Annotated in this window: 13 protein-coding genes; 11 read left to right on the top strand and 2 right to left on the bottom strand. The window is 45.4% G+C overall.

Going from position 1 to position 14419, the window contains the following annotated elements; all coding sequences use genetic code 11:
- Positions 1 to 10: 10 nt before the first annotated feature.
- From RDK53_RS01645 to RDK53_RS01630, 4 genes are read left to right on the top strand one after another with little or no spacing between them, the layout of a single operon-like run.
- Positions 11 to 829: a hypothetical protein gene (locus tag RDK53_RS01645; RefSeq protein ID WP_308512986.1), complete on the top strand. Its 819-nt coding sequence runs from the start codon at positions 11 to 13 to the stop codon at positions 827 to 829.
- Positions 830 to 858: 29 nt separating this feature from the next.
- Positions 859 to 1503 carry a molecular chaperone TorD family protein gene (locus tag RDK53_RS01640; protein ID WP_308512985.1) on the top strand — a complete coding sequence of 215 codons (645 nt, stop codon included), beginning with the start codon at positions 859 to 861 and terminating at the stop codon, positions 1501 to 1503.
- Between the two features lie 7 nt (positions 1504 to 1510).
- Positions 1511 to 2155, top strand: coding sequence for a 4Fe-4S dicluster domain-containing protein (locus RDK53_RS01635; RefSeq protein ID WP_308512984.1), 645 nt, complete (start codon positions 1511 to 1513; stop codon positions 2153 to 2155).
- On the top strand, positions 2142 to 5426 hold the full coding sequence (locus RDK53_RS01630; RefSeq protein ID WP_308512983.1) for a 4Fe-4S binding protein: 3285 nt from the start codon (positions 2142 to 2144) through the stop codon (positions 5424 to 5426). The genes RDK53_RS01635 and RDK53_RS01630 overlap by 14 nt, the downstream gene beginning before the upstream one ends.
- A 92-nt stretch (positions 5427 to 5518) precedes the next feature.
- Here the strand turns inward: RDK53_RS01630 and RDK53_RS01625 are convergent, their stop codons facing one another.
- Positions 5519 to 5959: a DsbC family protein gene (locus RDK53_RS01625; protein WP_308512982.1), complete on the bottom strand. Its 441-nt coding sequence runs from the start codon at positions 5957 to 5959 to the stop codon at positions 5519 to 5521.
- A 207-nt stretch (positions 5960 to 6166) separates the two neighbouring features.
- On the opposite strand from RDK53_RS01625, the gene RDK53_RS01620 reads away from it, so the two are divergent.
- The 6 genes from RDK53_RS01620 to panC are packed head-to-tail and all read left to right on the top strand — an operon-like array spanning position 6167 to position 11418.
- Positions 6167 to 6826: a DnaA ATPase domain-containing protein gene (locus RDK53_RS01620; RefSeq protein WP_308512981.1), complete on the top strand. Its 660-nt coding sequence runs from the start codon at positions 6167 to 6169 to the stop codon at positions 6824 to 6826.
- A 2-nt stretch (positions 6827 to 6828) separates the two neighbouring features.
- A complete protein-coding gene (locus RDK53_RS01615; RefSeq protein ID WP_308512980.1) occupies positions 6829 to 7554 on the top strand; it encodes an HAD-IB family hydrolase in 726 nt (241 codons plus the stop codon).
- Positions 7551 to 9212 carry a polynucleotide adenylyltransferase PcnB gene (gene pcnB, locus RDK53_RS01610; RefSeq protein WP_308512979.1) on the top strand — a complete coding sequence of 554 codons (1662 nt, stop codon included), beginning with the start codon at positions 7551 to 7553 and terminating at the stop codon, positions 9210 to 9212. The genes RDK53_RS01615 and pcnB overlap by 4 nt, the downstream gene beginning before the upstream one ends.
- Positions 9209 to 9715 carry a 2-amino-4-hydroxy-6-hydroxymethyldihydropteridine diphosphokinase gene (folK, locus tag RDK53_RS01605; protein WP_308512978.1) on the top strand — a complete coding sequence of 169 codons (507 nt, stop codon included), beginning with the start codon at positions 9209 to 9211 and terminating at the stop codon, positions 9713 to 9715. The genes pcnB and folK overlap by 4 nt, the downstream gene beginning before the upstream one ends.
- A gap of 15 nt (positions 9716 to 9730) precedes the next feature.
- Positions 9731 to 10546, top strand: coding sequence for a 3-methyl-2-oxobutanoate hydroxymethyltransferase (gene panB / locus RDK53_RS01600; protein WP_308512977.1), 816 nt, complete (start codon positions 9731 to 9733; stop codon positions 10544 to 10546).
- Positions 10547 to 10557: 11 nt separating this feature from the next.
- Positions 10558 to 11418: a pantoate--beta-alanine ligase gene (panC, locus tag RDK53_RS01595; RefSeq protein WP_308512976.1), complete on the top strand. Its 861-nt coding sequence runs from the start codon at positions 10558 to 10560 to the stop codon at positions 11416 to 11418.
- A 128-nt stretch (positions 11419 to 11546) separates the two neighbouring features.
- On the opposite strand, the gene RDK53_RS01590 is transcribed toward panC, so the two are convergent.
- Positions 11547 to 12377 (bottom strand): hypothetical protein, encoded by an 831-nt coding sequence (locus tag RDK53_RS01590; protein ID WP_308512975.1) that lies wholly within the window; start codon positions 12375 to 12377, stop codon positions 11547 to 11549.
- A 173-nt stretch (positions 12378 to 12550) separates the two neighbouring features.
- Here RDK53_RS01590 and RDK53_RS01585 point away from each other — a divergent pair, with 173 nt between their 5' ends.
- A complete protein-coding gene (locus tag RDK53_RS01585; RefSeq protein ID WP_308512974.1) occupies positions 12551 to 14062 on the top strand; it encodes an FAD-dependent oxidoreductase in 1512 nt (503 codons plus the stop codon).
- The last annotated feature ends 357 nt before the right edge of the window (positions 14063 to 14419 follow it).

Below are 14419 nucleotides of genomic sequence, written 5' to 3'. Positions count from 1 at the left end.
TCAGATGGGCATGGATTTAATTCTTATTTGTTTTGCAGCATTAGCCTGTCTGAGCTCGGGTTTGGTTTTTTCAGCATCTTTTCTCCAGTTGAAGGGCCGGACGGAAACAATCGGTGCCCTTCAATTCGGAGGAGCTGTTCTGCTGATAACCGCGGCCGGTGCAATGGGTCTTGTCAGTCTCGGCAGACCCGAGATGTTTCTAGGCGCACTGGCTCACCCGGGTACAGGGATCTTTTTCGAATTGATCGGCACTCTTTTGCTCTGTTTCGGAGCCGTTTGCTGGTTGATCGCATTTTGGAGAGATTCGTCAGAGACAATTCTGAAATTCTTTGCGGTTTTTGCGGCGGCAGGCGCTGTATGCCTGCTGTTCGGAGTCGGCCGGAGCTTTGTGATGCCCTGGCGCGAAACTTTAAACAGCTGGCTAGTGGTTCCCTTGTTTTTTATTTTTGCACTTGAGGCAGCCGGCTTTGCTTATGCAGCGGCAGAGAGTGCGACTGATAAGGAATTCCAATCTGGCAATCCGGCACTGATTTTCAGTTTGGTGGGAGCGCTTTGTCTGGGCGGCTATTTAATGCAGATTATGTATTCGAGTTCTAACGACGGAAAAGAAGCCGCGCTTTCAGTTCTCACGGGAGAACCGGCTGTCGTTTTTTGGTGCGGAGTCGTCGTTATTGGTTTAATGGTTCCGGCTGTGTTGGCTTGCAGGAAGTTAGGCAAGATTCCTTTCCGCAATGCAGTAGGTTTGCTGGCGGCAGTTATAGGATCCGCATCCTTTCAGACAATCTTGCTTGTAATTGGCACAGCGTCTTGGCAATTTTTTAAGAGATAGCCGAAGAGCTATTCAAAAAAGGAAAAATCATGGACGAAAAATTTTCAGAAGTTATGAATTCACGAGCTGCCGTATACAAACTTTTAGGCAGATTATTCAGGAAGGAAGCTGATGAAGAATTAGTTGGACAGCTGAGAGTGCTGGATTTTTCTGAAGTTCCGTCAGCTAAGGTCAAAGACGGCTTTAAGAAGATGAAATCGGTCGTTGCAGACAGTTCCAATTTGCTTGATGACTTGGCCGTCGATTATGCAAGAGTTTTTTTAGGAGCGGGCATTGCTGAAGGCCTTGTAGCCTTTCCTTTTGAGTCAGTCTATACCTCCAAAGATCGTCTGGTCATGCAGGATGCCTACGAGCAAGTTTTACGAATTTACCGCTCAAACGGCGTTGAAAAAATAGATGCTGATCTCTATGAAGACCATATCGGTTTAGAACTTGAATTTATGGGGCATCTTTGTGGCCAGGCAGCTCAACTCGCCGCCCAAGGAAAGGAAACGGAGCTGTCAGCTAACTTTGATTTACAGCAGTCATTTTTAGTAAACCATTTGCTTAACTGGACTCCGGATTTCTTAAAAGACATTCAGGGCGTACCCTCGACAGATTTTTATAAAGGCGTGGCCCTGGTGACCGAGGGCTTTTTAGAGATGGAAAAGGAGTTTTTCTTAAACGACAATTGAGGACGAGATGCAGGCCAGAACACAAGACAGCAAAAATAAGGCACCAAAGAGTACTTTTTGCATTGATAGGCGAGGTCTTCTGACCGCCGGAGTGTCTTTTGGTTTGCTATTTTCTTTGGGAGCTGTCGAAAAGGCGGCTTCGAAAGAACAAGAAATTTTGCTTCCTCCCGGGCATAAATCTAAGAAAGATTTCTTTGCCCAGTGCCTTCGGTGCGGCCGATGCATGAGCATTTGTCCGCAAGGCATTATTCAGCCCGCAAGCTTAGCTGACGGAATTTTTGCAGTACGAGCCCCCAAGATGGATTTCCATTTAGGAAGCTGTGACTTTTGCAATAAATGTATTGATGTCTGCCCAACTGGTGCTCTTCAACCGTACGAAGGTGAGACTTTCAGAATTGGGACAGCAGTACTAAATTCTCACTGCATCTCCCTAAGAACAGGTGCCTGTACTAAATGCTATGAAGAATGTCCGTACGACGCTATCGAAATTAGTGAGACGCATCGGCTCTCAATAAATGAAGATAAATGCAATGGATGCGGTAAGTGTTTCTTGGTCTGTCCGGCTCTCATTCTTCAATCTTTCGGAGATGCCTCCGAGAGAGGAGTCAGTATTCAGGAGGCATCCACGGAGGAGTCACATGAAAACAAGTAAATATCGTGCAGCCGTAGCATTATTGTTTTTGGTGATAGTCGCCGGCGGACTAACTTTTAATCTTGGACTTGGGACCGTTTCTTCTTTTGGCTTTGACAAGATAGCGGCGATTTGTCCTCTCGGCGCCTTAGAGACTTTTCTAGCCTCTAAAACTTTTGTGCCTTCGGTTTTTTTTGCGTTTTTCTTTTTTATAGTTGTTGCGGTTATAGTCGGAAGAGCATTCTGCGGCTGGATGTGCCCGGTGCCGCTTTTGCGCTCTGTTCTAGGTGCGGAGGATAAGAGAACTTCAAAAGATTACCCCAAAGGCGCCAAGGAGTCGGAACTAGCCTCAGAAGATAAAAATGTAGGCTGCGCGGCATCGGACGAGCCGAAAGGAGAGGCGGCTTTATCTTCCCCAAAAATCACGGATCGTTCTGTCCCTAAGGAACCTTTTTACGTTTTATTTGCGGCGCTCGGCAGTGCACTTGTTTTCGGTTTTCCTGTTTTCTGTCTCATTTGTCCGGTGGGACTTACATTCGGCGTCATTTTGGGTGTTTGGTCCTTTTTTTACACCGGAAGTGCTTCTTGGACACTACTTTTGATCCTTGCCTTTTTGTTTCTGGAAATTTTCTTTCTAAGAAAATGGTGCCATCAATTTTGTCCGATAGGAGCTCTAATTTCTCTTGTCTCGATTTTTAACCGTAGTTTTCGTCCTAAAGTTAGTTCCGAGTGTTACAAGCTAAAAGGCGGACTTAATTGCAACCGTTGTTCAATCGCATGTCCCGAAGGAATTCAGCTTCTGCACAATCCGTCATCGCTTGAATTGTCACGGTGTATTAAATGCGGGAAATGTGCAGATGCTTGTCCTGCGCATGCCATACACTTCCCACTTTTCTCAGGAAAGAAGGCCGGAAAGACTTTAGAGAAATCTCAATCTCAAGAAAAAGCTTTAACACCGTCGATAGCATCGGAAGAAAAGGTTCAAGTTTTAGATCAAACTGCGCCGTTTTCGGAGAAGGAAGCCGTTGCCGAGGCTTCCAGATGTATCCAGTGCGGCGCATGTGAGGAGAAGTGTCCGCAGAAGAATCCTTTGAGAGACTACATACGGCTGCTTTCCGAGGGCAGAACTCAAGAAGCGGTCAAGCTTTTAAATGCTTCGGGGAGTATGCCGGAAGTATGCGGAAGAATTTGCCCTCAAGATCAATTATGCGAGTCGGTTTGTCCTTTAAGAGAATACGGCGGAGCCATTCAAATCGGACGCCTGACTAGTTTAGGCGGCGATTTGGGTCTAAAGAAGAACTGGAGAAGAACTTCGGTAACCAAACCCCGAGAATTGAAACGAAAGACGGTCGCGATCATTGGCGCCGGCCCTGCCGGGTTGGCTGCGGCAGATGTTCTGTGCTCTTTTGGAGTTCATGCGACGGTTTTCGACAAGGAACACGAGATTGGCGGTTTGCTTACTTATGGAATTCCTTTTTTCAAATTGGAGAAGGAGTCTCTTGCCAAAAGACGCAAGTTATATGAAAAACAAGGAATCCGATTTAAGCTGGGTGTTCCGATAGAAGAAAAAGATTTCATTGCACTTACTCAAGACTACGATGCCGTTATTTTTGCCTTAGGTGCATCGGCTCCGGTCATACCGCAGTTTGCTGACTTGTCAGCGACGGAAATTATTCCGGCCATGGATTACTTAGGTTCAGTTAATCGCCTTTTACTCCATGAAACCGGTACGCAGCCGTTAGATTTCGGCGGTAAACGCGTAGCTGTGCTCGGAGGAGGCGACACTGCCGTTGACTGTTCCAGGACATCAGCGGGACAAGGGGCGTCCCGAACCTTCATGATTGCACGGAAGGAACTTCATGCCTTGAAAGCTTCGAAAAAAGATCTTGCTTTGGCAATAAGAGAAAAAGTAGAAGTTTTGGATCAATGTCAAATATTAGATATCCAAAGAAAGCAAGACCAATTCATCATCCAATATGTGAGAGGCAGTTCTACGGAGACGAAGGAACTTGTGGTGGACCGTATAGTGTGCGCCTACGGTTTCCGGGTTCTTTATCCCGAATGGCTGGAAAAATTCATCTCGAAAAATTCTCAAAACAACTATGAGGCAGGGAAGAATATTTTTGTGGCCGGGGAATTTAGAACCGGTTCACGATTAGCTACAAACGCCATTGAAGACGGCAAGGAGGCGGCGCAGGCTGTGATCTCCGCACTTCGATTAGGAGAAGCAGACAATTCTCTTAAGCCGGTGAGCTTTATTCGTTCAAGATGTTTACGATTACGCCATGCCTCTTCCCGCTGCACTAAATGCCTGGATGTTTGTCCAGGCGATGCCTTGATTCTTGCAGAAGGACAAGTAGGATTTCTCGCACATAAGTGCATCGGCTGCGAAAGCTGTATAGCTGCATGTCCTCAAGATTGCTATTTAAGCAATGGCATCTCGGATAAGGAGTTGGAAGAGGAGATCAGAAGAAAGGCTAGCGGTAAAACTCTCAAAATTTCATGCCGAAGAATTGACCGTCAGCAGGGAAATGTCGTCGTAAATTGTTTGCAGAGGATTGATGTGAGTCATTTGGCTCAAGCTTCTCGATACGGAGTTGAAACCATTGAGTTGCACACCGGAAAATGTTCGGAGTGTCAAGTCTGTCGAAATGCATCTTGGCTTGACGAGAAGAAGATAGAGGCGGATGAGTTTTTTGAACTTTTCGGCAAAAAATTGACGATATCGTGTGAAGAACATGAATGGGACGTGGATTATTCAAAAAGGCACTTTTTAACGAATCTTTTGAAAAGGACCGAGTGCGCCGACCAAAAAGAGCATGAGGAGAGCACAGACATAGCAAATGATCCCTGGCGCAGGATTCCCGAGAAGCAGCAGAGGTTAGGAAGAACGGTTCCTTTGCTTTATAAGAGAAGCAAAGGTCGCCAAGAGGAGGCAAAATCTTCAAAATCTCATCAGAGGACTTTTCTTTATGAACCTGTAATCGATAAGGAGCTTTGCTCGGGATGTTTGCTTTGTGCGTCAGTGTGTCCGACTTCTGCGCTGTTAGTCAAAAAAGTTGAGGAAGGTATGGTTTTTGTCGCTTTTCCTCAAGCTTGTTCAAATTGTGGTCTGTGTGCAGATGTATGCTACCAGGAAGCCATTAAGGTTAAGGAGACCGGTATAACTTCCGAATATCTGAAGAATGTTCCTAAGGCTATCCTTTCTAGAGGCATTAATGAGAGGCTCTTTGAAGATGTTTGGGAAGACAAGCTCAAAAGCATGATTACCTGTCCCACCTATAGAGGCTAGAACTTATGCTGTCAGGCAACGGCTTCAACTAAAAAGAAAAGCAGCTGAGGCTTCATGATGAGGCTAGCTGCTTTACTGCTCTACTCTGAGAATTAAAGGTGAATCATCTTATGCATTAATGAGCTTGCGTGCATTCCGCCGAACGGACCGCGACCGTCAGCGACAAATGTTGCCGGGACGCTCTGAATTCCGACTCTTTCCATAAGATCAATGTTGCGTTTCATAACCATTTCAGCACGTTCTGTAGGATTGGCCGTAGGTTCAACTCCTTCTACCATCCAGGCATTAAAAGCTTTTGCACGGTCAACGCTGTTCCAAATGGAACAAGCCTTAACCATAGAGTCTTCGCTAAGGAATGGCACCAAGAAAACGTAGATAGTAACGTTGTTGATCTTGCTTAGGGTCTCCTTATCGTATCTTTGGCAGAACCTGCAGTTCGGATCTTCAAAAACGGCAATCTTTGCCGAGCCGTTGCCTTTAACAATTTTGATGGCGTCCTCAAGAGGCCACTGAGTTTCATTGAAAATAAACATAAAAGCTCCTTTACAATGTTCGCACCATGGTACCCCCTTGGCTGAATAATACAGTTGCCTTTACCCTCTTTTGAGCTGTCCTAGAATACGCAAAAATTTCAGAACCAAGTCTGCGAAACTCTTGAAAAGAATAATGTTCTTTATAATCTCGTAGCGTTGCTCATAACGACTAGAATGCTGTCATAACTCTGTTTATAAAGGTCGAAATTGGATAAAACTGATCAGTTGCCTCTTTCCTTTTTTCCTGCTCCGGTTCCAACACTGGATTCCTTTGTTGTGGGCAGTAATTTCGAAGCTTTTAACATCGTCAAAGAGCTTTCAGAGGGCAGAGGTCCGCAGATTGTTTATCTTTTTGGAGAATCGGGGACGGGTAAGACTCATCTCCTTACCACATTGGAGAAACCTGGGCCGACAGTTCCTGTTTTTGACCCTGAAAAGAAAATCTTTGTGGTTGACGACGTTCAAGATCTGAGCGAAGAGGAACTCGCCGCTTTGTTTGAACTTGCTAATCAAGTGCGGGCACATTCCGGGACACACTTGATCGTCGCGGGCGATAAAAGTCCTTCCGCTCTTCGTTCTCAAGGAATGAGGGTTGATGTTACAAGCCGTCTTGGATGGGGGACCGTTGTGGAACTCGCTCCCTTGTCTGAGGAAGAAAAACAGCAGGTATTTATCAACCGAGCTCACTCGAAGGGTTTGGAGCTAAGCCCGGAAGTGATGCAGTGGATGTCGGCCTATCTTCCCAGAGACATGCGGACTTTGTCGCGCCTTCTTGAAGAACTCGACGCTTACTCTCTGTCAAAAAATAGACGTCTGACCATTCCTTTAATTAAAGAATGGCTGGCTAAAACACATCAATCTTTTTAAAAATGACTATCAATTCTTTTGCCTTTTTTGATTTAGACCACACCTTACTTCCGGTCGACAGCAATGGGCTTTGGGCCTACTTTTTAATTTCTAAGTGTAGTGCTCATAAGCAAGAATTCGAACATCGTCAAAAACAGTTTGATTTGGACTACTACAACGGCGTTTTGGACATTAATAAGTTTATGGATTTTGAGATGCGCCTCCTCTCTCTCTTTCCACGGGCAGCACTTGAGGAGTACAGAAAGGAATATATAGAAACCTACATTAAACCCAACATGAAGCTCAACGCGGTTGAGTTAGTCCAAAAGCATAAGAAATCAGGTGATAAAGTTGTCATAGTTACTGCGAGTTATCGATTTTTTGCTGGGGAGATAGCCAAATTATTTGACGCAGACGGTTTGATTGCTGCGGAGCCGGAGGAAAACGCCGAGGGACAATTTACCGGAGGATGGCTCTGGCATACATTCGCGCAAGGGAAGGTGACGGCTGTTGAAAAATATGTTGCTGATAGAGGTGGTTTGGAGACATTGAAGCATTCGAGTTTTTATTCTGACTCTATCAATGATCTCCCGCTGTTGTCTTTTATCGCTGAACACGGCGGAACGGCTGTAGCTACTAATCCCGACAAATCTTTAACTCGAATTGCAAAACAAAGAGGGTGGAAGATCCTGAATTTATTTCAGGTTGAAGAAGCATCTTATGAGGAAGTAGTGGAGAAAACTCCGTGATCCAAGAAATTGTTGAAAGTGTCCAAAATTTATTCGGAACACGAAAAATTAGACGTAAGCCTAGAATTCTGACAAAAGAAGAACATCAGATTGATATCAACAAAGTTAGCCCTTTTGCCGTCTCCGTCTGTCAAAAACTTAAAGACGCTGGATTCAAAGCTTTCATTGTCGGAGGTGCGGTTCGAGATCTTTTGATTGATCACACTCCGAAGGATTTTGACGTCGCTACCGACGCAACCCCTGAACAAATTAAGAAAATTACCCGCCGTGCAATTATTATCGGCAGGCGTTTCCGTTTAGTTCATGTTACCCGCGGTGCTGAGACGATCGAAGTCGCAACTTTCCGCGGACTAAGGCAGGACGGAGTCGAAAAGGATGGTCAAGGCCGAGTGATTGACGATAACGTATTCGGTGAACAGTTTGAAGACGCGGCGCGCCGAGATTTCACAGTTAACGCGATGTATTACGACCCTCTCGAAGAAGAGGTCTACGATTACCATAACGGGTTGCTTGATATCAAGAAAAAACGTATCCGCATGATTGGAGATCCTGAGCTCAGGTATCGTGAAGATCCGGTGCGCATCCTAAGAGCTATTCGTATAGGAGCAAAGTTAGGATTCAAGATAGATCCGAAAACTTCAAAGCCTATCCGAGAAATGCAGAAGCTTTTATTGGCTGTTCCTGAACCACGTCTGTTCGATGAGATCATGAAGATGCTCATGAGCGGTGCTTCCGTGGAATGCATGCGCCTGTTAGATGAGGAAGGCGTTAACGTTAATATTCCTTTGCTTAAGGAATATTTGAGTGCAAAAAACGATCCTTTCTTGCTAAAGGCAATGGAAAAATCTGATGCTCGTGTAGCTCATGGCAAACCTATTTCTCAAAGCTTTATTTTTGCAACTCTCTTCTGGAGTTTGGTTAAGAAAGAAGTTGAAAAAGTTAAGAAAGAAGTCCCGGATGGGACGATTCCTAGACAATGGCAGATGGCTATTGCCCGTGTAACGGAAAGTTCTCAGCTGAAAGGAGTCCAGAGAAGATTCTTCCGCGATATGGAAGATATTTGGAGACTCCAGCCTAGGTTTGACCGCAGAACTGCATCCGTAGCATTTAAGCTGATTGAGCATCCTCGTTTCAGAGCGGCATATGACTTCCTGCTTATTCGTGCATCTTGCGGCGAGGTTCCTCACGAACTGGCTGACTGGTGGACGGCTTTTGAAGAAGCTCCGGCCGATGAAAGAAAAGACATGCTTCAAGATTTAGCACGTCAAACCCGCAGCCGCTCCCGTGAAGGACAAGTAAAAGGCGGATCGGAAGAGCCGAAGAAGAGAAGAAGAACAAGAAAACGTAAACCAGCTGTTGTCTCTTCTCTTGAGGCACCTCAGGCATCAACAGATGCAACTGAAAGTCCTGTTGTTAAGGCAGAGCCTCCGCAGGTAAATAGCGGAGAGAAGCCGGAGAAGCCAAAGAGAACGGCTCCCGGAAAGTCCGAAGAGCCGGCGGTAGAAAAGAAGCCCGAAACTCCGCGCAGTATTCCGTCCCAGGCAAAACTGCAGGCAGAACAGAAGCAGAATAGCTATACAGAGGCGGCGGAGCGACCGGCTAGAAGAAAACCAAGAGCAAAATCTGTTCTTCTCACAACTCCTAAAAAACAACAATGAAAACTGCATACATAGCCCTAGGGGCCAACCTTGGAAATCCAAAGGAGAGTCTAAGAAAAGCAGTTGGAAAGATTAAAGACCTGGAAGGTGTGGCCTCTGTTGAGGCCTCCGGTCTTTATTCAACGGCTCCTATTGATTCTTCGGGGCCGGATTATTTGAATGCCGTGCTGAAGGCTGAGATCTCAGATGAGATTTCAGCCGAAAGTCTTTTGGATAGACTGCTTGATATTGAAAATCAACTCGGCCGAGTAAGGCCTGCGGGCATTCATAATGCTCCGCGCGTAATTGATTGTGATCTTCTGCTATGTGGAAAGGAAGAATCTTCGACACCGAAGCTGGAGCTTCCTCACCCACGAATGACCGAAAGAGCATTCGTGCTTGTTCCTTTAGTGGAAGTAGATTCTTCCGTTGAAATCCCTGGGAAAGGAAAAGCGGTAGAATTTTTGGACTCAGTTAAGGATCAATCGATAATAAAATTATTCGAAGCCCGCGACTGGCTGTAACTCCATGGAGAAACAATGACAGATCAAAAAGAACCAAGAAAGCAGGTTAGGCTTTCAACGCTGAAGAAAATGCATGAAAACGGCGAACCTATCGTCATGTTGACTTGCTATGACGCCTCCTTTGCTCATCTGCTGGATGAAGCAGGCGTGGACATGCTTTTGGTAGGAGACTCCTTAGGGATGACCGTGCAAGGTAATTCCACGACCATTCCGGTGTCAGTCGAAGATATGGAGTATCACACTCGCTGTGTCGCCAAGGGAAATAAGACAGCATTCATTTTGACGGATCTTCCTTTCGGCAGCTACCAAGTCAATGAAGAAGAGGGGATGGCCAACTGCATTAGGCTTATCAAAGCAGGTGCCAATATGGTCAAGCTTGAAGGCGGAGAAGAAATTTGTCCGCTTGTTAGAAGGCTTACTGCTGCTGGAGTCCCTGTCTGTGGTCATATTGGATTTACGCCCCAGTCAATCAACACGATCGGCGGTTTTTTTGTTCAAGGCAAGAGCGATAGCGGTAAAGAAAAACTCAAACGTGAAGCCTTAGCCTTACAAGAAGCCGGTGCCGCCATGGTTCTCTTTGAAATGGTTCCCGCTGACATTGCTGCGGAAGTTACTCAGCTTCTTCACGTTCCTACCATTGGTATTGGTGCGGGTCCCGGAACATCCGGACAAGTTCTGGTTCTTCAGGACATTCTCAATATCTATGCCGGAAGAAAACCCAAATTCTCTAAGAACTTTATGGAAGGAGCCGGTTCTATTCAAGGAGCGGTTGAGAATTACGTAAAGGCCGTTAAATCTAAAGATTTCCCCACTCAATCTCATTCTTTTTAAAGGATAAAAAGTTGTTAGTTGTACATACAATCGAAGAGCTTCAGAACGCTCTCAGAGGTAAGGACGGTATTGCCCTCGTTCCGACTATGGGCAATCTTCACGACGGCCATTTGGCCTTGATGGCAGAAGCAAAGAAACATGCACCGACAGTAGTGGCCTCAATCTTTGTTAACCGTCTGCAGTTTGGTCCTAATGAAGATTTTGATACCTACCCACGCACTCTCCAAGAAGACTTAGAGAAATTAGAAAAGCAAGGAGCCGTTGACATTGTTTTTGCTCCTTCTGAAAAAGACATGTATCCCGAAAAACAGACTTTTATGGTCAGACCGGATCCTAATTTGTCTGAAATTTTGGAAGGATACTATCGTCCCGGATTCTTTGACGGGGTTGCAACCGTAGTGAACAAGCTCTTTTCTATCGTGCGCCCGAATGTCGCTGTCTTCGGTAAGAAAGACTATCAGCAGCTAAAGATTATTCAGAGCATGGTCAAGCAGTTCGGGATGCCATTGAAGATTATTCCGATGGAACTTCAAAGAAATCCGGAAACCGGCTTGGCTTTATCTTCCCGCAATCGCTATCTGAACGCAGAAGAGCTTAAAGAGGCAACTCATTTGTACAGAACTCTTCAGGGCGTTAAATCCTCCCTCGAAGCTGGAGCTATTGATATCACCGGCTTAGAAAACAGTGCCGTCAAAAGGCTTGAAGAAGCTGGCTGGAAGCCTGACTACATCGTAGTTGCTCGTCAGAAAGACTTGCTCACTCCGACAAGAGATGACTTGCTCAACAAAGAACCTCTGGTCATCTTGGGTGCAGCAAAAATCGGTACTACTCGTTTAATTGATAACGTAGAAGTATTCGGCAAACTCGTCTAATCTTGGTTCTTGCAAAGGGAAAACCTCGGAATGTGTAAAGGCTTCCGAGGTTTTCTAAACTATGCCGTTAGTGTTTCGTAAGCAGTCAAATCAGTAGATTTTTCTCCTGAGTTCTAACCTCTGCATATCTAAGTCAGATAAGAACGCCAGTCCTTATTTCGCCGATACAGGTTCCCACCTTCCTCATTACCGCATAACCACAACCACGCCGGGTCTAGAGCATCCGATCTGAATCTTATTGTGTCATTCTCCTTATGATAAAAATTGCTTTCTTTGAGAAGTCCAATTTCTCGGCGTACTTGGATGACGCTTGCTGCTACCACTTTTGCAACTTCGGTCTGATTAATGCATACATCGCATTCGACATATTCCGTACCGTTGATTTCAATCAATCTTCCGTAAGCGAAGCTCCAGGTAAGGAAAAATAAGAAAATTCTGTCCCGGACAGGTAAGCTCATATTGGCTGCCAATCCGATTCTATCTGACTGAATAAGGCACTCTAAATGCACGCACATTTGCTCCAAGAAGTCTTTGTCTTCCTTCATTAACGCCTTTAAGGTGTCGTTTCTGAGCTTCCTGCACCTTACCGGAGAGACTGCAAAATAGCTGCCATTTCCCGGACGACGTGAGAAAAATGTGTGATTGCCTCCTGCGATTCTTCCGGGAATGGCAAGTGCCATGGCATATTTGGACTGGTTGTAAGGATTTCCAAAGGAGCGCCCCGCAATGCCATGCGTTATTAACGTCATAGAATTAAGATCATTGTCAACTCTGTAAATGAGCTGACCTGGTTGTGCTTCATACTCAGCGCCTATAGATAAGAAAAGCTTCTTTAAATTCTCCGGAAGAGGAGGCGCTATCCAAGGCATTAACGGTTCGTCAGCGCCATAAGGAAGCTCCCACTTTCTTTCACGTGGACGCTGTAAAGCTGCCTGCCAAGCTGGTGATTGATAATTCATACATTCCTCATGTACGTTGTAATTTGGCTCGGTTCTTAGATTTTTTTCTTTTAATTTTCCTGTTCCTTGGTTTGAGCGCTATTGGTAGATACCAGAATTTGAGGCATATCAATTGATATTTCTCAAAAAATTGCCCTTACTTAGACTGACTCTAGTTCATCAAGGAGCACATCATGACAAAACTGAAATTCATTCTCACCCCTGTAGCACTTCTGTTGGCTTTTCAAGTTTATGCAGATGAAACTCTGCATGCAGACGTTGTAGTTGTGGGTGCAGGTGCAGGCGGTACAGTTGCCGCCGTTAGCGCAGTCGAAAATGGCCTCAAAACAGTTCTTTTAGAAAAGAACGGTTATACAGGCGGCGCCGGTAATTTTATGGAAGGTTCTTTCGCTGTCGAATCTCCTTTGCAGAAGGCAAAAGGCATAAAACTTACTCCGATTGAAGCTTTCAACAATATGGCTCAATACCATCATTGGAGAATTAACGCTCCTTTGCTTAAGAAATTCGTTGACAAATCCGGTGAAACTATTCAGTGGGTCGATGACCATGGAGTGCATTGGAAGGAAGTTAAGACAGCATGGAGAGACAAGCCGGAAATGACCTGGCACATTTATCCGAAAGCCGGCTCACTGCCTGCTGCCATGACCAAAATTTTTAAAGAAAAGGGTGGCACTCTCCTTACCTCTACACCTGCACAAAAATTAATCGTCAAAGACGGCAAAGTTGTTGGTGTTGAAGCCGTTAATGCCAAAAAAGAGAAAGTAACTGTATATGCACCCAATGTCATCCTTGCTACAGGCGGCTACAACTTTGACGAAAAAATGGTCAAGGACTTAACAGGTATCGACATGGTTCCGGTTGGTGCCCCGGGCAGAACCGGCGACGGTATCAAGATGGCTATGGCAGTCGGTGCTGTCGGAGACAATATGGGCCCAATGATGATGAACGGTGCATTTATGCCGGCTGCCGGTGAGGCTATTTGCAACGGTCCAAATAAAGAATTGCGTGCTATGTTCCGTCAAGGTTTGCTGTATGTTGACGGGGTCGGAAATCGTTTCTTCAATGAAGAATTGACAATCGACTGGCCGCAAGCATCCAATGCTATTGCCCGTACAGGCGAATATACCTACATCGTTTTTGATGAAAACACAAAGAAAGAATTTTCTACCAAAGGCAAAGGCTATCCAAATCCTTGCGGCAACTTCATCCAAAGACATCAGGCAGCAACTCAGCTGGATGACTTACTGAAAGCCAATGAAAAATTAGGAAATGTTTTCATCGGCAACACTATTGAAGAGGCCGCGAAGAAAGCCGGCATGGATCCCGAAGTTCTCAAGAAGACAGCTGCCAATATGACGAAGTTTGCAAAGCAAGGCAAAGATGAACAGTTCGGTAAGGATCCGTACTACCTGAGAGCTATTGATCAAGGTCCTTTCTACATTGTTAGGGGCAAGATCAATGCATTAACCAGCTTAAATGGTGTCAAAGTAAATGAAGGTTTGCAGGTTCTCGATAAGCATGATCGTCCGATTCCCGGATTGTATGCTATCGGTCATGACGCCGGCGGTGTATACGGTGACTCCTACGACTTAAAGGTTGGTGAAGGTACTGCTTCTTCCTTTGCTATCAACTCCGGAAGAATGGCTGTTGAAGATATCGTCGCAAAGAATAAAGCTACTAAATAATTTTCTCCTTGGAATTTGAGCATTTTTCCTGCATCGCTCCGGTTGGTGCAGGATTTTTTTCGTCCGAAGGCTTCGAAGAAATTTGTGTTTCTCAAAAGTCATTGTGCCGGAGTGGGAAGAGGAACCAACGGTAGTACAAAGAAGCTCGCCAGGAGCAAACGATATTGAGAAGCTTCCGGAGATGTCTCTATACGTCGCATATCCTCAAAAGAGAAATGAAAAAGGCGAGCTCTCGGCTCGCCCTCAAAATATTGGGGTTATAAAGTAGGCCCAAAATTGTTGTGTAATCTTGTACAAACAAAGATAATACCCACCTTTTCAGATGAAGCGTCTAGATTTTTCTCTCCTGTCGGTAGG

The organism is uncultured Turicimonas sp., from assembly GCF_902477955.1.
Taxonomy (GTDB): Bacteria; Pseudomonadota; Gammaproteobacteria; order Burkholderiales; family Burkholderiaceae_F; genus Turicimonas.
Note: the sequence above shows the minus strand (reverse complement) of the source record. Positions and strands in the feature narration are given on the sequence as shown.

Bases quoted from the DNA above. Each gene is read 5' to 3' on its own strand.
- RDK53_RS01635 (WP_308512984.1), top strand. From the start codon at position 1,511: ATGCAGGCCAGAACACAAGACAGCAAAAATAAGGCACCAAAGAGTACT.
- RDK53_RS01645 (WP_308512986.1), top strand. From the start codon at position 11: ATGGATTTAATTCTTATTTGTTTTGCAGCATTAGCCTGTCTGAGCTCG.
- panB (WP_308512977.1), top strand. From the start codon at position 9,731: ATGACAGATCAAAAAGAACCAAGAAAGCAGGTTAGGCTTTCAACGCTG.
- RDK53_RS01615 (WP_308512980.1), top strand. From the start codon at position 6,829: ATGACTATCAATTCTTTTGCCTTTTTTGATTTAGACCACACCTTACTT.
- folK (WP_308512978.1), top strand. From the start codon at position 9,209: ATGAAAACTGCATACATAGCCCTAGGGGCCAACCTTGGAAATCCAAAG.
- RDK53_RS01585 (WP_308512974.1), top strand. From the start codon at position 12,551: ATGACAAAACTGAAATTCATTCTCACCCCTGTAGCACTTCTGTTGGCT.
- RDK53_RS01630 (WP_308512983.1), top strand. From the start codon at position 2,142: ATGAAAACAAGTAAATATCGTGCAGCCGTAGCATTATTGTTTTTGGTG.
- RDK53_RS01625 (WP_308512982.1), bottom strand. From the start codon at position 5,959: ATGTTTATTTTCAATGAAACTCAGTGGCCTCTTGAGGACGCCATCAAA.
- RDK53_RS01590 (WP_308512975.1), bottom strand. From the start codon at position 12,377: ATGAATTATCAATCACCAGCTTGGCAGGCAGCTTTACAGCGTCCACGT.
- RDK53_RS01640 (WP_308512985.1), top strand. From the start codon at position 859: ATGGACGAAAAATTTTCAGAAGTTATGAATTCACGAGCTGCCGTATAC.